Annotated in this window: 11 protein-coding genes; 1 reads left to right on the top strand and 10 read right to left on the bottom strand. The window is 74.1% G+C overall.

Annotated elements, in window-relative coordinates; genetic code table 11:
* Positions 1-45 precede the first annotated feature (45 nt).
* Positions 46-942, top strand: coding sequence for a phosphatase domain-containing protein (locus RMN56_RS17115; RefSeq protein ID WP_313718440.1), 897 nt, complete (start codon positions 46-48; stop codon positions 940-942).
* 101 nt (positions 943-1,043) lie between these two features.
* On the opposite strand, the gene RMN56_RS17110 is transcribed toward RMN56_RS17115, so the two are convergent.
* The 10 genes from RMN56_RS17110 to argS all read right to left on the bottom strand — a co-directional run bounded on the left by RMN56_RS17110 (position 1,044) and on the right by argS (position 19,202).
* The gene (locus RMN56_RS17110; protein ID WP_313718439.1) at positions 1,044-4,490 is read right to left on the bottom strand and encodes a phosphodiester glycosidase family protein; all 3,447 of its coding nucleotides are present in this window, start codon (positions 4,488-4,490) and stop codon (positions 1,044-1,046) included.
* A gap of 139 nt (positions 4,491-4,629) precedes the next feature.
* A complete protein-coding gene (gene rho / locus RMN56_RS17105) occupies positions 4,630-6,741 on the bottom strand; it encodes a transcription termination factor Rho (RefSeq protein ID WP_313718438.1) in 2,112 nt (703 codons plus the stop codon).
* A gap of 294 nt (positions 6,742-7,035) precedes the next feature.
* A complete protein-coding gene (gene thrB, locus RMN56_RS17100) occupies positions 7,036-7,980 on the bottom strand; it encodes a homoserine kinase (protein WP_313718437.1) in 945 nt (314 codons plus the stop codon).
* Positions 7,981-8,049: 69 nt separating this feature from the next.
* Positions 8,050-9,294, bottom strand: coding sequence for an MFS transporter (locus RMN56_RS17095; RefSeq protein ID WP_313718435.1), 1,245 nt, complete (start codon positions 9,292-9,294; stop codon positions 8,050-8,052).
* Positions 9,295-9,303: 9 nt separating this feature from the next.
* The gene (locus RMN56_RS17090) at positions 9,304-10,125 is read right to left on the bottom strand and encodes a polysaccharide deacetylase family protein (RefSeq protein ID WP_313718434.1); all 822 of its coding nucleotides are present in this window, start codon (positions 10,123-10,125) and stop codon (positions 9,304-9,306) included.
* A gap of 171 nt (positions 10,126-10,296) precedes the next feature.
* Positions 10,297-13,560: an efflux RND transporter permease subunit gene (locus tag RMN56_RS17085; RefSeq protein WP_313718433.1), complete on the bottom strand. Its 3,264-nt coding sequence runs from the start codon at positions 13,558-13,560 to the stop codon at positions 10,297-10,299.
* Between the two features lie 121 nt (positions 13,561-13,681).
* A complete protein-coding gene (thrC, locus tag RMN56_RS17080; protein WP_313718432.1) occupies positions 13,682-14,731 on the bottom strand; it encodes a threonine synthase in 1,050 nt (349 codons plus the stop codon).
* 114 nt (positions 14,732-14,845) lie between these two features.
* A complete protein-coding gene (locus RMN56_RS17075) occupies positions 14,846-16,156 on the bottom strand; it encodes a homoserine dehydrogenase (protein WP_313718430.1) in 1,311 nt (436 codons plus the stop codon).
* A complete protein-coding gene (gene lysA, locus RMN56_RS17070; protein WP_313718428.1) occupies positions 16,153-17,538 on the bottom strand; it encodes a diaminopimelate decarboxylase in 1,386 nt (461 codons plus the stop codon). Before lysA ends, RMN56_RS17075 begins: the two co-directional genes overlap by 4 nt.
* Positions 17,538-19,202, bottom strand: coding sequence for an arginine--tRNA ligase (argS, locus tag RMN56_RS17065; RefSeq protein WP_313718427.1), 1,665 nt, complete (start codon positions 19,200-19,202; stop codon positions 17,538-17,540). The genes lysA and argS overlap by 1 nt, the downstream gene beginning before the upstream one ends.
* Positions 19,203-19,238: the final 36 nt, after the last annotated feature.

Genomic DNA, 19,238 nt, shown 5'->3' with positions numbered 1-19,238 from the left:
GCGGGCATTCGTGGAGACTGCAGAGGCACGAACGGGAGGTACGGGATGTTCCGCCTGATCGCCACCCGCGGGTTGCCCGCCTCCGGCAAGACCACCTTCGCCCGCCGGCTCCAGCCGGGCGTGGTCCGGATCAACCGGGACGACCTGCGCCGGATGATGCACGGCGAACGGCTCTTCACCCAGTGGGCCGAGGGGCAGGTCACCCGCGTGCAGCGGGCCCAGGTGGAGGCGCTGCTGGCGGCCCGGGTGAGCGTCTGCGTCGACGACACCAACCTGCGCTCACGCACCCTGCGGGACTGGGCCGAGCTGGCCGCCCGGTACGGCGCGGCGTTCGAGGTGCACGACTTCACCGACGTGCCGCTGGAGGAGTGCCTGCGCCGGGACGCCGCGCGTCCCGAGGTGGACCGGGTCGGCGAGGCCGCGATCCGCCGGCTGCACGAGCGCTACCTGGCGAACCGCCCGTTACCGCTGCCGGTGCCGACCGTCCGGACCGGCGGCCCGGCCCGGGTCGAGCGGGAGGCCGCCGAGCGCCCCGACATCGTGCTGGTCGACATCGACGGCACGGTGGCGTTGAACGTGTCGCGCAGCCCGTACGACATGACCCGGGTCGGCGAGGACGCGCCGAACGAGGCGGTGATCGCGGCGGTCCGGGCCATGCACGCGGCCGGGCACGCGGTGGTCTTCTGCTCCGGGCGGGACGCCACGGCCCGGGCGGACACCGAGGCCTGGCTGGCCCGGCACGTCCGGGTCCCCTACCTGGCGCTGCACCTGCGGGCGGTCGGCGACCAGCGCAAGGACGCCGTCGTCAAGCGGGAGATCTACGAGCGGGAGATCCGGGAGCGCTACCGGGTGGTCGGGGTCTTCGACGACCGGCAGCAGGTGGTCCGGATGTGGCGCTCGCTCGGCCTGACCGTCTTCCAGGTCGCCGAGGGCGACTTCTGAGACGCGAGGAGGGGCCCCCGGGTCAGCCCGGGGGCCCCTCCTCGACCGCCGCACCCGCCGGGGGCTCCTCCCCCAGGTCGAGGAGCCCGCCGGCGGGGCGGTCAGGCGGCGGGCGCCTCCGCCGCCGTGAGGGTCACCGCCGCCTCGGCGCGGACGCCGTTGACGGTGACCACGAGCAGCACCCGCCCGCCGGGACGCAGCGCGGTCAGCCGGCCGGTCTCCGGGTCGAACCGGGCCACGTGCCAGGGCTTCACCCCTTCGGCGCCGCCAATCAGCAGGTTGGGCGAGCCGGACCAGTCGGCGCTGACCGGGGCGGCCACCGGGACGGTACGGCCACCGGGCTGGGTGAGCGTGGCCGTGACGGTCGCCGGGGCGCCGACCGCGACCTCGGCCGGGGCGGCCAGGGCGAGGCGGTCGACGTGGGCGTGGAACTCCGCCGCGATCCAGCCGGGCCCCTCGGCCAGCGGGTCCCGGCGGGCCTGCTCCGCCTCCTGCCCGGTCACCGGGTCGACGCCGAACTCGGTCCAGCCGGTGAAGCCGCCGAGCTGGGGCGGGGTGGACGGGTCCTTGCCCGAGTTGCCGTTGATCACGTACGGCACGCCGTCCACCCGGTCGGCGTGGAAGGTGCCGACGTGCCCGTTGACCAGGAGCGCGCCCTTGCCGGTGCGGTGCTGGAAGTCGGCCAGCCACTGCTCCACCAGGGCCGCTTCCTTCCGGTCGCCGAGCTGGCTGGCCTTGGCCGGGCTGGGATCGCGGGGCGGGTGGTGGAAGAGCACGGTGACCGAACCGACCGCCGGGTCGGCGGCCGCCGCGTCGAGCGTCTTGCGCAGCAGCTCCACCTGGTCGAACCCGCCGCCGCGCAGGGATCCCGTGGCCGTGCTCAGGGTGACGAAGCGGGTGCCCCGGTGGTCGAAGACCCGTGAGGTGTCCCCGAACACGCTCCGGAAGTTGTCGATGGGCGCGCCCATCATCTCGTGGTTGCCGGGGACGTAGTAGTACGGCAGCTCGCCGCCCAGTTCCTCGTCGAGGATCCGCTTGGCCAGTGCGAAGTCCGCCGGATAGGCGGTGTCCACGAAGTCCCCGTCGATGACCAGGAAGTCGGGCTTCGCCGCGCGGATCTCGCGGAGCGTACGGCGGGCCTGGGCGACCAGGTCGCTGTCCGGGTTCGCGGCCACGAACTGGGCGTCGGACATGACGGCGAAGCGCCAGGGCGCCCCGTCGACCGTGCCGTCGCGCAGCACCACCCGGTCGGTGATGTTCGGCTCCTCCGGCGCCTGCACCGTCGGGGGCACCCGGGCCACCAGGTCGTCGATGACGACCTCGCTCGTGTACTGCTTGGCCGGGTCGGTCTCGGCCACGTAGAACCGGCGCACCCGCACCGGGTACTGCACGCCGGGCGGGACGGTGAACTCGACGTACCGCCAGCCGGTCCAGGTCAGGTAGGGGCCGCGCAGCACGAACTGGGTGTCCTGGGCGTCGTGCAGGTGCAGGCTGGGCCACTCGCCGGTGCCGTTGGCCTTGATCCACATGCCGAACGCCTGCGGCTGACCGGGCACGTCGATCCAGGCCGGCGGGTCCGCGTACGCGGCGCGGGTGCCGGTGGACTGGCCGAAGTCGTACGACATCTTGAGGCCGGTGCCGGTGTGCCCCTCGGCCGGCGCGACCGCGCCGCTGGCCCGCGCCTGGCTGAACTTCCAGGAGGCGGCGTCGTCGAAGCCGGCCACCGGCACGTCGGTGAGCCCGACGGTGACCGGGAGCACGGTGGTCTTCGCGCCGACCCGGACGGTGACCAGCGCCGAGCCGGTGCCGCCGAGCGCGGTGACCGCCAGGTTGCCGTCGGCCGTGGGGGTGACGCTGAGCAGGTCGTGGTCGTACTCGAGCTTCAGGTCGGCCGGCTCGATCGGCGCGGTGTTGCCCTCCGCGTCGTAGCCGACCACGCCGAACAGGCCGCTGTCGCCCTGCTGGTTGAGGCCGAGCCGGTCCACCGTGGAGTCGACGCGCTGCAGCGGGCCGAGGACGGTCAGGTCGAGGGTGCCGCGCGCCGATCCGCGCCAGGCCGTGACGGTGCTGCGCCCGGCCTCACCGGCCCGGAACACACCGTCGTCGACGGTGCCCTGGGCGGCCGGGTTGGCCCGCCAGTGCGGCGCGCCGGCGGCCGGCCCGTACGTCTCGTCGTAGCCCGCCGCGGTGAGCCGGCGGGTCAGGCCGGGGAAGACCCGGTCCGGGCGGCCGCCGCGGATCGGGGCGACGCCCGGCGCGGCGGTCGGGTCGCTCGCGGTCTCCAGCCAGTAGCCGGTGAGCCGGCCGCTGCCCTGCGGGGCGTAGATGGCCAGGCCGTTCGGCACCGGCCGCTCGCTGCCGTCGGAGGGGCTGTTCTCCACCTGGACCGCCGCCGCGCCCGGCTCCCGGGCCAGCAGCGTGGAGGAGCCGCCGCCGTCGAGGTTGAGCGCGCTCCACGCGCCCAGCTCGACCATCATCCGGCCCATCTCGGTCTGGGTGACGCCCCGGCTGTCCACCTGCCGGCCGTCCACCGTCAGCATGATCATCCGGCGGCCGTCGGCGGAGAAGCCGACCGAGGTGCGCGGGGCCAGGCTTGCGTCGGCGATGGTCTGCACCACGCCGTCGCGGACCAGCACGCTGCCGCCGCCGACCGCGGCGCGCGGGCTGCTCCCGTCGGACGCCTTCGGCCGCCAGGTCAGGTCGACCGGGTCGCCGGGGCGCAGCGCGGCGAGCGCGTCGGCCCCGGCCTCGCGGCCGAGGACCACAGTGGTCCCGGCCGGGATCGGGCCCTCCCCCGCCGTGGTGGCCACGGTGGCGACCCGGCCGCCGGTCACCGTCACCTCGACCACCCGCGCGGCGCCCTCGACGGCCCGCTTGCGGGTGTACGAGCCCCACAGCGGGGTGAAGACGCCCAGGCCGTCGCGCTGCACCATGTTGTTGAACTGGGTCAGCGGCACCGGCCCGGCGGGCAGGGTGGCGGTGCCCTCGAAGCCGACCTGGATGACCCGGCCGATCCCCTCGGCGCTGACCGCGGCGGCATTGGTGTGGCCGGCCACCGGCGACTGGACCAGCTCGCCGGAGCGGATGCCGATGCCCTGGGCGGCGCCGGAGGCGTTGATGTCGAAGAAGTCGCCGTTGACCGCGGCCACCGCCCGGGAGCGGTCCACCGCCGCGCGCAGCGGCTCGTCGCGGGTGACGGCGCCGGAATTCACGTAGTCGACGGCGAGGCCGCCGGAGAGGTCGGCGGTGAGGGCGTCGGCCCGCAGCCAGCCGTCGGCGTCGTAGCGGTCGAAGGAGGTCAGGTCGAGTCCGGGGGCGACCGGACGGGTGGACTTCGCGGTTTCCAGGCCGTCGGCCGGCTCCACACCGGCCTGGCCGGCGAGGGCGACCGCGGAGTCGGGACGGGAGGAGGCGGCCGGCGCGTCCTCGGCCGGGGTACGCGGCTGGGCCGCGGCCGCCACACCGGGCGGGACCGGAGCGGTGAGGGTGAGCAGCGGCGTCAGCAGCAGGACGCCGGCGAGACGGGCGGATCGACTGCGGATTCGCATGGACCACAGTCAACCCGAGACTGAACAGAAGTTTCAATACCCTCCGGCTTAACCGAAGAAAAACTTCAGCACTCCTCGACCGTGGACGTGAAGAGGGGCACGGCCCGCAGGTCGTGCCCCTCTCCGGAGTTCCGTCAGGTCACTCGCCCGGGGTGGACTTCGCGATCTGCATCAGGAACTCGATGTTCGTGCGGGACTGCTTGAGCCGGTCCAGCAGGAGGTCGAGCGCCGCCTGCGAGTCCAGCGAGTGCAGCACCTTGCGGAGCTTGTGGATGATCGCCAGCTCCTCCGGCGCGAGCAGGACCTCCTCCTTGCGGGTGCCGGAGGGGTTGATGTCGATCGCCGGGAAGACCCGCTTGTCGGCGATCTTCCGGTCCAGCTTCAGCTCGGCGTTGCCGGTGCCCTTGAACTCCTCGAAGATGACCGTGTCGGCCATCGAGCCGGTTTCCACCAGCGCCGTGGCGAGGATGGTCAGCGAGCCACCGTTCTCGATGTTCCGCGCCGCGCCCAGGAAGCGCTTCGGCGGGTAGAGCGCGGTGGAGTCGATACCACCCGACATGATCCGGCCGCTGGCCGGCGCCGCCAGGTTGTACGACCGGCCGAGCCGGGTCACCGAGTCGAGCAGCACGACCACGTCGTGGCCCAGCTCGACCAGGCGCTTCGCCCGCTCGATCGCCAGCTCCGCCACCGTGGTGTGGTCCTGCGGCGGACGGTCGAACGTGGCCGCGATGACCTCGCCCTTCACCGACCGCTGCATGTCGGTGACCTCTTCCGGCCGCTCGTCGACCAGCACCACCATGAGGTGGCACTCCGGGTTGTTGCGGGTGATCGCGTTCGCGATCGCCTGCAGCACCATCGTCTTACCCGCCTTCGGCGGCGAGACGATCAGCGCCCGCTGGCCCTTGCCGATCGGCATCACCAGGTCGATCACCCGGGTGGTGAGGATGTGCGGCTCGGTCTCCAGCCGCAGCCGCTCCTGCGGGTACAGCGGAGTGAGCTTGTAGAACTCCGGCCGGCGCTTCGCCTCGTCCGGCTCCATCCCGTTGATGGTGTCGAGCCGGACCAGCGGGTTGTACTTGTCGCGCCGCTGCTCGCTGCCACCGTCACGGGCGGCCCGGACCGCACCGGTGATCGCGTCACCGCGGCGCAGGCCGTACTTCTTGATCTGGGACATCGAGACGTACACGTCGTTCGGGCCGGCCAGGTAGCCGGTGGTCCGGACGAAGGCGTAGTTGTCGAGCACGTCGATGATGCCGGCGACCGGGACGAGCACGTCGTCCTCGCCGACCTGCGGCTCGCGGCCGCCACCGTCGCCGCCCTCGGGGCGGTCGCCGCGGCCGCGCCGGCGGTCCCGGAACCGGCTGCGCCGGCCGCGCCGGCCGCCGCCCTCGCCGTCGTCGTCACCGTCGTCGTTGCGCTCGGCGCGCTGGCCGCGGTCGTTGCGGTCGCCCCGGTCACCGCGCTCGCCCCGCTCGTTGCGGTCGCCCCGCTCGTTGCGCTCGCCCCGATCGGCACGCTCGCCCCGCTCGTTGCGCTCGCCCCGGTCGGCACGCTCGCCCCGGTCGGTGCGCTCGCCGCGCTCGGCCCGGTCACCGCCACGGTCGGCCCGCTCGCCGCCGCGCTCGGCCCGCTCGCCGCCGCGCTCGGCCCGCTCGGCGCCACGCTCGGCCCGCTCGGCCCGCTCGGCGCCACGCTCGGCCCGCTCGGCCCGCTCGGCGCCACGCTCGGCCCGCTCGCGGCCCCGGCCCTCGCCACGCTCGGCACGCTCCGGCCGCTCGGCCCGATCGGCACGCTCGCCGGTCTCGGCGGGAGCCTCCTCGGTCCGCGTCTCGGCCGGTCGGGCCTCGGTGGTCGCGGCGGCCGCACGGCTCCGGCGGCTGCGGGTGCGACCCTCGGTCGCCTCGGCGGCCGGCGCCGGCTCGGCGGCGCGACGCTCGGTCTCGGCCCGCTCCTCGCGGACCTCGGCGTGCACCTCCTCACGGGCGGGAGCGGCCGCGGCCGCGACCTCGGCCCGCGGTCGAGGGGTTCCGGCGGCGGCGCCGCCCTGCCGCTCGGTGATCGCGCTGATCAGCTCGCCCTTGCGCATGCGAGCCGTACCGGAGATACCGAGCGACGCGGCCAGGCTCTGGAGCTCAGGCAGCAGCATCGCCGACAGGCCGGTGCCGCTGCGCCGACGGCGTGTGGGGGCGGCAGTGGTGGCATCGCCAGCGACGTTGGAAACATCCGACGTCACGTCGGTGGTGTCGCTCAATGGATTCCTTCCCTCGATAGGCCGGGGCTGCCCGGAGTCGAGAACAGGTGGCCGGGCGGCCTCGGTGCACCCGCCTCGCATGGACGCGTCGCGGGAGTCTGTGACACAGCAGCCGGTCGGTATCCCGACTCACCAACATCGGTGAGCAGGTCTCGCCGTCTGCGGCGACCTGTGGAAACTGCGGCGCGGCGTGGGCCTTTGGCAGGGGTGACGGGCTGACCGCCGAGAGCTTCGGGGGTGCGCCGACCCGCAGGAGATCGCATGCTTCGCGGCTGTGCTAGGTGTAGAGCGTAATCAACTCTTCCGACCTGCGGCAACAGGGTCCCGCTCGGCGTGTCCCAGTCTACCCCGGGTGACCCGGGCACCGCTGACGTCTATCGGCAACTCCCACCGACGCCAATCTGTTCCCGCCTGGAATCCCGCGGGGACCTGGGACAACGCCAGCACGGTCGGCCCCGCACCACTGACCACAGCCGCCACACCGGCCGCACGGAGCGCGGCCACGAGGGCGGCGGTGCCCGGCATCCCCTCGGCCCGGTAGTCCTGGTGCAGCCGGTCGACGGTGCCCGGAAGCAGCAGCGCCGGGTCGGCGGTCAGCGCGTGCACCAGCAGCGCGGCCCGGCCCGCGTTCAGCGCCGCGTCGCCGTGCGGCACCATGGCCGGCAGCGCCGCCCGGGCGACCGAGGTCAGCCCGCGCTCGCCCGGGACGAAGACGGTGGGCCGGACCGCCTCGGCCACGGGCAGGGTGACCGCCCGCGCGCCGGCCGGCTCCGTCCAGGCGACCGTGAAGCCGCCGAGCAGGCAGGGCGCCACGTTGTCGGGGTGCCCCTCCAGCTCGGAGGCGAGCCGGAGCGCGGCGTCGTCGTCCAGCCGCGCGGCGCCGTCGGCGACCAGCGCCCGGGCCAGCAGGACCCCGGCCACGATGGCCGCCGAGGAGGACCCGAGGCCACGCGCCTGCGGGATCCGGTTCACGCACTCCAGCGCCAGCCCGGCCGGCTGCGCGCCGAGCACGTCGAAGGCCGCCCGCATGGCGGTCACCACCAGGTGCCGGTCGTCGCCGGGCAGCTCGCCGGCGCCCTCCCCGGTCACCGCGACCCGTACGCCGCCGGCGGTCACCTCGGCCGCCACGTCGTCGTGCAAGCCGAGGGCCAGCCCGAGCGCATCGAAGCCCGGGCCGAGGTTCGCGCTGGTCGCGGGCACCCGGACCCGGACCGGACCGGAGGTGAAAGTCGTCGGCACGGGCTCATGCTAGGTCCCGGCGCCGACAGCCCGCCGGATCGCCCGGACCGTGGGAAGGGCATCCCCCGCTCAGGGGGTCCGGCAGGCCTCCGACTCCTCGACCGGGTCGGTGAGCGACAGCCGCCGGGTGGCGAGCCGCCAGCCCACCGCGTAGACCACCGTGACCAGGCCGCAGCCGGCCAGGACGATGCGCTCGTCGATCGTGTCGACCGCGAGCGCCACGACCAGCTGGCTGACCGAGATGGCGAGCGTCGCCAGCATCATGTCGGTGGCGAAGACCCGGCCACGCAACCGGTCCGGCACCTCGCCCTGCAGCGCGTAGTTGGAGAGCACCCAGTTGCTGCCACCGCCCAGGTGGGCCAGGAAGACCAGCATCAGCGCCAGCGGGAACCAGTTCACCACCGCCACCCCGACGTAGGCCAGGCCGTAGAGGGACATCGACAGGGCCAGGCCGGTGAGCAGCCAGGCGCGGTTGCTGAGCACCCGCCGCATGAGGATCGGGCCGACCAGCGCCCCGGCGCCGCGGAAGGCGAAGAGCAGGCCGGTGCCGATCGCGCCGACCCCGTACAGCCCGGCGAGCAGCGGGAAGACGGTCAGCACGCCGTTGCCCAGGCCCACCGCCGACTTCACGGTCACCAGGGCGAGCACCCGCGGCCGGTGCGCGATGTAGCCCAGCGCCTCGCGGATCGCCGCCCAGGTGCGCGGGACGGCCACCGCCGGGTCGCGGGGCGCCTGCAACGGCCGGCGGATCCGCGCGGCCAGGGCCGCCGCCCCGGCCAGGCCGACGGCCGCCACCCAGAAGCTGGCGTACGGGCCGGCGGCGGCGCTGAGCATGCCGCCGAGCGAGGCGCCGACCACGGTCATGGTGCCCCAGGCCGAGCCGGCGATCGCGTTGCCGGCTGCCAGGTCGTCCGGGTCGAGCACGTTGGGCAGGGCGGCCTGGGCGGCCGGCGAGTAGAACGCCTTCGCCACCGCCACGGCGGCGATCGACACCAGGGCCAGCCAGGCGGTGCCAGCGCTCCGGACGCCGAGCAGCAGCAGGATGCCGGCCAGCGCGGCGAGGTTGGCCGCCATCATGATCTTCCGGCGGTCGAACCGGTCGGCGATGGTGCCGGTGTACGGGAGCAGCAGGGCGGTCATGCCGGTGTCCACGGCGAGCACCAGTGCCCCCCACACCCCGCTGCCGGTCAGCTCCGGGAGGAGCACCAGCAGCGGCACCATGACGAACCAGTCGGCGCCGAAGACCACCAGCTCGGCGAGGAAGAGGTTGCGGAAGTCGCGGTTGCGGACGAGGACCGAGACGGTGGGTGACACGCCGGAACCCTATCGGGCCGCTCCCAGGACGGTCGCGCGGCGGAGCAGTTCGGAGACGGTGACGAAGGTGTAGCCGCGGGCGCGCAGTCCGGTGATCATGTCGGGCAGGCCGCCGAGCGCGACGAGCCGCCGCTCGGGGCCGACGTCGTGACCGAGCAGGATGGTGCCCGGCCGCACGTCGGCCACGATCCGCCGGGCGTGCCCGGCCGGGTCGTGCGGGTATTCCGCCTCGACCATCTGCAGCGTCCAGAGGACCAGCCGGTAGTTGAGCCGGGCGGCGGCGTGGAGCACCGCGCCGCCCAGGTGCCCCCAGGGCGGGCGGAGCAGCCGGGGCGCCACCCCGGTGGCCGCCGCGATCGCCTCATGGCTGCGGCGCAGGTCGTCGTACGCGGTGTGGGCGTCCATCCGGGCCAGGTCGTGATGCGCCCAGCTGTGGTTGCCCACCTCGTGCCCACCCAGCCGGTCGCGGACCAGCGCGGCGTGCCGGCGGGCCCGCTCCCCGACCAGGAAGAAGGTGGCCGGCACCCGGTGCTCGGCCAGGGTGTCCAGCACCATCGGGGTCCACTGTGGCTGCGGCCCGTCGTCGAACGTCAGCGCGACCAGCGGGTCGCCGGTGCGGACCGCCCAGACGACCTCGACCCCGCCGCCGCCCACCTGCTGGTAGCGGCTGCCCAGGGTGGCGCTGGCCGGTCCGCCGGCGAGCGGGAGCCGGCGGTCGGCGATCCAGGTGATCTGCGCGGTCCCGGCGACACCCAGCGCGGCGCCCCCGGCCAGCAGCGCGGTGCGGCGCAGCACCCTGCGCCTGCCCCACCGGGCCACGCCGTCCGCCATCGCCCCGCTCCCGGTCCGGCCGGCCGCCCCGGCACGGCGGGACGGGCCGGCACCCACCGTGAGTCTCGGCTCACTCACCGTACCGCCCGCGAGATGGTTTCCACTGTCCCCCGAAAGGGAGAGGTGGCCGCCCCCGGCGGGGGACGGCCACCTCTCTCGGGACTCCGGCGGTTACTCCGGCGGCAGCGGGGACCGGCGGCTCTTCGGTAGGCGCAGCACCTCGAACTGGTCCGTACCGTCGACCAGCGCGGCCGACGGCGCCGGGCGGGCCGGCGGCTCGGCGACCGGGCCGGCGGCCTCGGCCCGGCCCGCTCCGCCCCCGACGGTCACCGGGACGGGCCCCGGCGCCGGTGCCGGCGCTTCGGCGGGCGCCGGCGTGCCCCGCCGGCGGGCCCGGCGCTCGCGGAAGGACTCCTTGGTGCGCTCCACCATCGTGTAGAGGGTCGGCACCAGGATCAACGTGAGCAGCGTCGAGCTGAGCAGACCACCGATCACCACGACGGCCAGCGGCTTGGAGATGAAGCCACCCTCACCGGTCAGGCCGAACGCCATCGGCAGCAGCGCGAACACGGTGGCGACCGCGGTCATCAGGATCGGTCGCAGCCGGCGCCGGCCGCCCTCGACCACCGCCTCGGTCACGCCCATGCCCTGCCCCCGGTACTGGTTGATCAGGTCGAGCAGCACGATCGCGTTGGTCACCACGATGCCGACCAGCATGAGTACGCCGATCAGCGCCGGCACGCCCAGCGGGGTGCCGGTGAGCAGCAGCAGGCCGATCGCGCCGGTCGCCGCGAACGGCACGGAGATCAGCAGGATCAGCGCCTGGGTCAGGCTGCGGAACGTGCCCACCATGATCAGGAAGACGATCGCGATCGCGGCCAGCACGGCCAGCCCCAGGTCGGCGAAGGCGTCGGCCTGGTCCGCGCTGACGCCGCCGATGACGAACGTCGCACCCGGCACGTCCAGCGCGTCCAGCTTCTTCTGCAGCTCCTGGGTGGTGGCGCCGAGGTTCGAGCCGGTCGCCGTGCCGGTCACCGACACGCTCCGCTCGCCGTCGATCCGGGTCACCTGCTGCGGGCCCTCGACCTGGTTGACGTCGGCGATGTCGTCCAGCTTCACCGGGCCGACCGGCAGCGCCCGCAGCTCGGCCACGCTCAGCGGCGGCCGGGCCCCGGTGCTCAGCACCACGTCCTGCGGGGTGCCGTCCAGGGTGACCTGGCCGAGCGGCGCCCCCCGGTACGCCTGCGCGACGACCTGACCCACCGCCGCCTCGGTCAGCCCGGCGCGCGCCGCGGCGACCCGGTCGACGGTCACCTCCACGCGGGGCACCCGGGTGGCCAGGCCGGTGGTGACGTCCTCGACGCCCGCCGTGCCGGCCATCGCGCTCCGGACGGCCTCGGCGGCCCGGGTCAGCGTGTCCTGGTCAGCGGCCTGCACGACCACCTCGAGCTGGTTGGCGCTGGCGTTCTGCCCACCGCCGAAGGTCAGCTCACCGGCCTCCGGGCCGAGCCGGTCGAACTCCGTGCGCAGCTTCTCCCGGACCTCGGCCGCGTCGGTGTCGTCGCTGAGCGCCAGCGACCAGGAGGCGGTGTCGTTACCGCCGCCGGCCCACGGGTTGTCGCCGCCGCCCGCGCTGACCTGGTACGTCTCCACCCCCGGCGTGCGCCGAAGGATCTCCTCCACCCGGGCGGCGGCCTGGTCGGTGCCGGTCAGCCCGGTGCCCGCCGGCAGCTCCTGCTGGATGGCCAGGGTGTCCTGGCCGGAGTCGTCGAGGAAGTTGGTCTCCAGCTTCTGGGCCAGGCCGAACGTGCCGAAGAGCACCAGCAGGCCGAGCGCCACGGTCGCCCAGCGGGTGCCGCGGGATCGGGTGGCGAAGCCGATCACCGGCAGGTAGCCCCGCTGCAACGGGCTGCGCAGCTCCTTCTCGGCGGCGGCGCGCCGGGCGGCGGCCTCGTCGGCCCCGCCGCGCGGCGGCTTGAGGAACCAGTACGCCAGCACCGGGATCACGGTCAGCGAGACCAGCAGTGAGGCGAGCAGGGCCACCGTCACGGTGATCGCGAACGGCGCGAAGAGCTGCCCCACGAAGCCGCCCACCAGGGCGATCGGCGCGAAGACGGCGACCGTGGTGAGGGTCGAGGCGGTCACCGCGCCGGCCACCTCGCGGACCGCGGCCAGGATGGCGTCCCGCTTCGGCTCGCCGTACTCCAGGTGTCGCTTGATGTTCTCCAGCACCACGATCGAGTCGTCGACCACCCGGCCGACGGCGATGGTCAGTGCGCCGAGGGTGAGCAGGTTCAGCGAGTAGTCGCCGGCCCACAGCACGATCAGCGCGACCAGCACCGACAGCGGGATGGACACCGCCGTGACCACGGTGGAGCGGACCGAGAGCAGGAAGACCAGGATCACCACGACGGCCATGAGCAGGCCGAGCAGGCCCTCGGTGGTGAGGCTCTCGATGGACCGCTCGACGAACGGGGCCTGGTCGAAGACCACGGTCAGGTCGGCGCCGGAGGCCGCCTCGAGCTCGTCCAGGCGGTCCCGGATGTCGTGTGAGATGGCCACCGCGTTGCCGTCGGGCGAGGCCGTGACGGCGATGCCGAGGCTGGGCTTGCCGTTGGTGCGGGTGAAGCCGGTGGCCGGGGCGAGCTGCTGCTCCACCCGGGCCACGTCCCCGAGGCTCACCGGGGCGGCGGGGGCGGTGCTGAGCACGATCCCGCGCAGGTCGTCGACGCTGCGGATCGGGGTGCCGACCTGCACCGGCAGCGAGCGGCCGCCGTCGATCACCGCGCCGGCCGGCAGCGCCACGCCGTTGGTCTTCAGCGCCTGGGCGATCGCGGTCGGGGCCAGCCGGGCCGCGGCCAGCTTCGCCGGGTCGGGAACGATCGTCACGACCTGGTCGCGGGCGCCCGTCACGTCGACCGTGCGGACCCCGTCCAGGCCCTCCAGCTCGGGTACGACGGTGGCGCGCAGCTTCTCGGCCAGGGCCTGCTCGTCGGCGCCGCCGGTCGCGGCGACCACCACGGCCGGCAGGTCGTCGGTGCTGCCGGCGATCACCTGCGGGTCGACGCCCTCGGGGAGCTGGGCGTCGATGCGGCTCAGCGCGGTCTGCATCTTGTTGACCACGTCGTCGAGGTCGGTGCCGAACTCGTACTGCACCTGGACAGTGGCGGAGCCCTCGCGCGAGGTGGAGGTGACCTTCTCCAGCCCCGGGATGCCCTGGAGGCTGTTCTCGATCGGCTCGGCGACCTGGGACTCGACGATCTCCGGCGCGGCGCCCGGGTACGGCGCCACGATGAACGCGGCGGGGAACTCCAGCGACGGCAGCAGCTGCTGCTTCAGCGACGGCACGGCGAACGCCCCGAACGCCGTGGTCACCAGCGCGATGAGGGCGATCAGGCCCCGGTTGGCGAGACTGAATCTGGCGAGCAGCGACATGGGCGTTACGCACTCCTGGAAAGGGGTGTACGGGGTGGGATGAGTCTGCCGCACGCGATCACGCTCGAACCCACTGGCCCCGGCCGGCGTGACGCCGCCCGCTCCGGCCGCTGCGGGCCGGTCAGACCAGGTCGAGGGAGCGGGCCGCGGCGAGGGCGTCGTTGGCGATCGTCAGCGGGGCGGGGGCCGTGGAGATGGCCCACTCGGGGTCCTTGAGACCGTGGCCGGTCACCGTGCAGACCACGGTGGCGCCCGCCGGCACCCGACCGGCGGCGGCCTGCTGGAGCAGACCGGCCACACTGGCCGCGCTGCCCAGCTCGACGAAGGCCCCGACCTCGCGGGCCAGCAGCCGGTACGCGGAGAGGATCTCCCGGTCGGTGACCGCCGAGATCAGCCCCTCGGACGCCTCCCGGGCGTCGATCGCCTTGGTCCAGCTCGCCGGGTTGCCGATCCGGATGGCGGTGGCGATGGTGGACGGCTCCGGCACCACCTGCCCGGTGACGATCGGCGCCGCGCCGGCCGCCTGGAAGCCGTACATCTTCGGGGCCTTCGTGGCGTTGCCGTCGCGCAGGTCCTCGGAGTAGCCCATCCAGTAGGCGGAGATGTTGCCGGCGTTGCCCACCGGCAGGCAGTGGATGTCGGGCACGTCGCCGAGCGCCTCGACGATCTCGAACGCGGCGGTCTTCTGCCCGTGCAGGCGGTCGATGTTGACCGAGTTGACAAGCGCGACCGGGTAGTCCTGGGCGAGCTTGCCGGCGAGCGCCAGGCAGTCGTCGAAGTTGCCCTGCACCTGGAGCAGCTTGGCGCCGTGCACCAGCGCCTGGGCCAGCTTGCCCAGCGCGATCTTGCCCTGGGGCACGAGCACCGCGCAGGTGATCCCGGCGCGGGCCGCGTACGCGGCGGCGGAGGCGCTGGTGTTGCCCGTGGAGGCGCAGATGATCGCCTTGTCACCGGCCTCGACGGCCTTGGAGACGGCGACGGTCATGCCCCGGTCCTTGAACGAGCCGGTCGGGTTCGCCCCCTCGACCTTGAGCCACACGTCGGCGCCCACCCGGGCGGAGAGCACCGGCGCCGGCAGCAGCGGCGTGTTCCCCTCGTGCAGGGTGACGACGGGAGTGGCGCCGGTGACCGGCAGCCGGTCGCGGTACGCCTCGATCAGACCCCGCCACATGTCGTGCTCCTCGCCTCTGCCGCCCCGATCGCCGCGGGGCCCCTACCAGCGTGGACCAGCCTCCCGGACCGGCCGCCGGCACACCCTTGGATAACCATCAGGCGGGACGGTCGGCTACGCCCCGCCCTCGACCCGCAGCACGCTCGTCACCGAGCGGACGATGTCCAGCCCGCGCAGCTCGCCCACGGTGGCGGCGAGCGCGGCGTCCGGCGCCACGTGGGTGACGATGACCAGCTCGGCGTCGGGGCCGCCGCCGGCCGGGCCCTGCCGCACGGTGGCGATGGAGACCTCGTGCCGGGCGAAGACGCCCGCCACCGCCTCCAGGACACCCGGGCGGTCGGCCACGTCCAGGCTGATGTGGTAGCGGGTGAGCGCCTCACCCATCGGCCGGACCAGCAGGTCCGCGTACGCCGACTCGCTGGCCGCGTGCACCCCGGCGAGGCGGTTGCGGGCCACCGCCACCACGTCGCCGAGGACCGCGCTGGCGGTCGGCGCGCCGCCCGCGCCCCGGCCGTAGAACATGAGCTGCCCGGCCGCCTCGGCCTCGACGAACACCGCGTTGAACGCGTCGCCGACGCCCGCGAGGGGGTGGGTCAGCGGGATCATGGCCGGGTGCACCCGGACGCTGACCGTCTCGCGCCCGGCCGCGTCGACGCCCCGGGCCGCGATGCAGAGCAGCTTGATGGTGCAGCCCATGGCCCTGGCGCTGGCCACGTCGGCGGCGGTCACCTCGGTGATGCCCTCCCGGTGCACGTCGGCGGCGGTGACCCGGGTGTGGAACGCCAGCGAGGCCAGGATGGCGGCCTTCGCCGCGGCGTCGAAGCCCTCCACGTCGGCCGTTGGGTCGGCCTCCGCGTACCCCAGTTCGGTGGCCTCCTCCAGGGCCTCCGCGAAGCCCGCGCCGGTGGCGTCCATGGCGGAGAGGATGAAGTTGGTGGTGCCGTTGACGATGCCGGTGACCCGGTTGATCCGGTCGCCGTGCAGCGACTCGCGCAGCGGGCGCAGCAGCGGGATGGCCCCGGCGACGCTGGCCTCGTAGTAGAGGTCCGCGCCGCCCTCGGCGGCCGCGTCGTGCAGCGTCGCGCCGTCCTCGGCGAGCAGCGCCTTGTTGGCGGTGACCACGCTCTTGCCGGCGCGCAGCGCCTCGACCAGCCAGGTGCGGGCCGGCTCGATCCCGCCGACGACCTCGACCACGACGTCCACGTCGTCCCGCTTGATCAGGCCGAGCGGGTCGGTGGTGAACAGGGCGGGGTCGACCGGCAGGTTGCCGCGGTCCCGGCCGAGCCGGCGGACGGCGATGCCGGCGATCTCCAGCGGGGCGCCGATCCGGGCGGCGAGGTCGGCCGACTGCTCGTGCAGCAGCCGCACCACGTCGCTGCCGACCGTGCCGCAGCCGAGCAGCGCCAAGCGAACGGGTGAGGTCATCCCACATCCAATGCGAGCAGGTCGTCTTCGGTCTCCCGGCGGACGATCAGCCGGGCTCGACCGTCGCGGACGGCGACGACCGGGGGCCGCGGGACATGGTTGTAGTTGCTGGCCATGCTCCGGCAGTACGCCCCGGTGCCGGGCACCGCGACAAGATCTCCGGGCTGCACGTCGGCGGGCAGGAATTCATCCTTCACCACGATGTCCCCGGACTCACAGTGCTTTCCCACCACGCGGGCGAGCATCGGCTCGGCGGCCGAGGCCCGGTTGGCCACCGTCGCCGAGTAGGACGCGTCGTAGAGCGCGGTGCGGATGTTGTCGCTCATCCCCCCGTCGACGCTCACGTAGGTGCGGATCCCGTCCACGTCCTTGACCGTGCCCACCTCGTAGAGGGTGAACACGGCGGGCCCGACGATGGCCCGGCCCGGCTCGATGGACAGGTGCGGCACGGCCAGGTTCTCCGCCGCGCACTCCCCGTCGACGATCTTGCGAAGCCGCTTGGCCAGCTCGTGCGGCGCGGCCGGGTCGTCCTGCGTCGTGTACGCGATGCCGAAGCCGCCACCCAGGTCCAGCTCGGGCAGCTCGACCCCGCGGGCGTCGCGGATCTGCGCCTGGAGGGCCAGCACCCGGCGGGCGGACACCTCGAAGCCGCTGGCGTCGAAGATCTGCGAGCCGATGTGGGAGTGCAGCCCGCGCAGCTCCAGCACGTCCTCGTCGAGGATCTTGAAGGCGGCCGCCGCGGCCGCGCCGCCCGCGAGGGAGAAGCCGAACTTCTGGTCCTCGTGCGCGGTGGCGATGAACTCGTGGGTGTGCGCCTCCACGCCGACGGTCACCCGGACCAGCACCCTCGGCCGCACCCCGCGCTCGCGGGCGATCGCGGTGAGCCGGTCGATCTCGGCGAACGAGTCGACGATGATCCGGCCCACCCCGGCGTCCACGGCCCGGGTCAGCTCGGCCACGGACTTGTTGTTGCCGTGGAAGCCGATCCGCGCGGGCTCCATGCCGGCCGACAGCGCCGTGGCCAGCTCGCCCCCCGTGCAGACGTCGAGGAACAGGCCCTCCTCGGCGATCATCCGGACCACCGCCCGGCAGAGGAACGCCTTGCCGGCGTAGTAGACGTCGGCGTCCGGGAAGGCGTCCCGGAACTCGCGGCTGCGCGTGCGCAGGTCGTCCTCGTCCAGCACGTACACCGGGGTGCCGAACTCGGCGGCCAGGTCGCGGACGTCCAGGCCCGCGACCGTCAGGGCGCCGCCCGCGCCGCGCGCCACGTTGCGCGGCCACAGCTGCGGGACCAGCTCGTTGACGTCGACCGGCGGACGCAGCCAGGCCGGACCCCGGTTGCCGATGTCGCCGTGCAGGGCACCGGCCTCGTGCGCCCGCATTACATCCGCTCCGGGGCCGAGACGCCCAGCAGGCGCAGGCCGTTGGCGATGACCACCCGGGTGGCGTCGTTGAGCCAGAGCCGGGCCCGGTGCAGGTCGGTGGTCTCCTCGTCGCCGCGCGGCAGGATCCGGCAGTTGTCGTAGAACCGGTGGTAGGCGCCGGCCAGCCGCTCCAGGTAGCGGGCCACCAGGTGCGGACCGCGCAGTTCGGCCGCCGAGGAGACCACGGCGGGGAACTCGGCGAGGGCCTTGAGTAACTCGTTCTCCTTCTCGTGGGAGAGCAGCTCGGCGTGGAAGCCGTCGGCCTCGCCCCGGGTCAGCCCGACCTCGGCGGCGTTGCGACCGACGCTGGCCGTGCGGGCGGCGACGTACTGCACGTAGTAGACCGGGTTGTCGCGGGTCGCCCGGGTCCACAGCTCGACGTCGATGTCGATCGGCGAGTCGCTGGAGTAGCGGGCCAGCGCGTAGCGGGAGGCGTCCACGCCGATCGCGTCGACCAGGTCCTCCAGGGTGACCACCGTGCCGGCCCGCTTGCTCATCCGCACCGGGGCGCCGTCGCGGAGCAGGTTGACCAGCTGGCCGATGAGGATCTCCAGGTTGCGGTCCGGGTCGTCGCCGAAGCAGGCGGCCATGGCCTTCATCCGGCCGATGTAGCCGTGGTGGTCGGCGCCCAGCATGATCACCACGCGCTCGAAGCCGCGCTCGCGCTTGTCCAGGTAGTAGGCGCAGTCCGCGGCGAAGTAGGTCCACTCGCCGTTCGACTTGCGCAGCACCCGGTCCTTGTCGTCGCCGAAGTCGGTGGTGCGCAGCCAGGTGGCGCCCTCGGACTCGTAGAGGTGACCCTGCTCACGCAGCCGGTCGAGCGCCTTGTCCAGCTCGCCCCGGTCGTGCAGGTCCTTCTCGTTGAAGTAGGTGTCGAACTCCACGCCGAAGTCGCGCAGGGACGACTTGATCTCGGCGAACATCAGCTGGACGCCCTCGACCCGGAACACCTCCTGGGCGGCGTCCTCGGCCAGGTCCAGCACCTCGGGCCGGCGCTTCACCACCTCGGCGGCGATCTCCGCGATGTACGCGCCGCCGTAGCCGTCCTCCGGGGCCGGCTGGCCCTGCGCGGCGGCGAGCAGCGAGCGGGCGAACCGGTCGATCTGGGAGCCGGCGTCGTTGAAGTAGTACTCGGTGCCCACGTCGGCGCCGGTGGCGCGGAGCAGCCGGCTGAGCGCGTCGCCGACGGCCGCCCAGCGGACCCCGCCGATGTGCACCGGGCCGGTCGGGTTCGCCGAGACGAACTCCAGGTTGATCCGCTGGCCGGCCAGGGTGTCGCTGCGGCCGTACGCCGGGCCGGCCTCGACGATGACCCGGGCGAGCTGGCCGGCGGCGGCCGCGTCGAGCCGGATGTTGAGGAAGCCCGGCCCGGCGATCTCCACCGACTTGATCCCGGACGCCTTGCCCAGCTCGTGGGCGAGGGCGGCGGCCAGCTCCCGCGGGGGTACGCCGACCTTCTTGCTGAGCTGCAGCGCCAGCGTCGAGGCGTAGTCGCCGTGCTCGGGGCTGCGGGGTCGCTCGACCGTGGTCTGCGCGGGCAGCGCGGAGCGGTCCAGGCCCCGGTCTTCGAAGACGGCGTGGGCTGCGGCGAGGACGACCTCGGCGAGTTCTGCGGGAGTCACCGAACCATGTTATCGGGGGTAGACTCGGTCCCCGCG

This window comes from Micromonospora halotolerans (assembly GCF_032108445.1).
Taxonomy (GTDB): domain Bacteria; phylum Actinomycetota; class Actinomycetes; order Mycobacteriales; family Micromonosporaceae; genus Micromonospora; species Micromonospora halotolerans.
This window is presented reverse-complemented; position numbering and strand designations above follow the sequence as displayed.

What these genes read in the sequence shown, in the direction of transcription:
- RMN56_RS17115 (WP_313718440.1), top strand. Translation starts at nt 46, where the DNA reads ATGTTCCGCCTGATCGCCACCCGCGGGTTGCCCGCCTCCGGCAAGACC.
- RMN56_RS17110 (WP_313718439.1), bottom strand. Translation starts at nt 4,490, where the DNA reads ATGCGAATCCGCAGTCGATCCGCCCGTCTCGCCGGCGTCCTGCTGCTG.
- RMN56_RS17090 (WP_313718434.1), bottom strand. Translation starts at nt 10,125, where the DNA reads ATGGCGGACGGCGTGGCCCGGTGGGGCAGGCGCAGGGTGCTGCGCCGC.
- RMN56_RS17085 (WP_313718433.1), bottom strand. Translation starts at nt 13,560, where the DNA reads ATGTCGCTGCTCGCCAGATTCAGTCTCGCCAACCGGGGCCTGATCGCC.
- thrC (WP_313718432.1), bottom strand. Translation starts at nt 14,731, where the DNA reads ATGTGGCGGGGTCTGATCGAGGCGTACCGCGACCGGCTGCCGGTCACC.
- RMN56_RS17075 (WP_313718430.1), bottom strand. Translation starts at nt 16,156, where the DNA reads ATGACCTCACCCGTTCGCTTGGCGCTGCTCGGCTGCGGCACGGTCGGC.
- lysA (WP_313718428.1), bottom strand. Translation starts at nt 17,538, where the DNA reads ATGCGGGCGCACGAGGCCGGTGCCCTGCACGGCGACATCGGCAACCGG.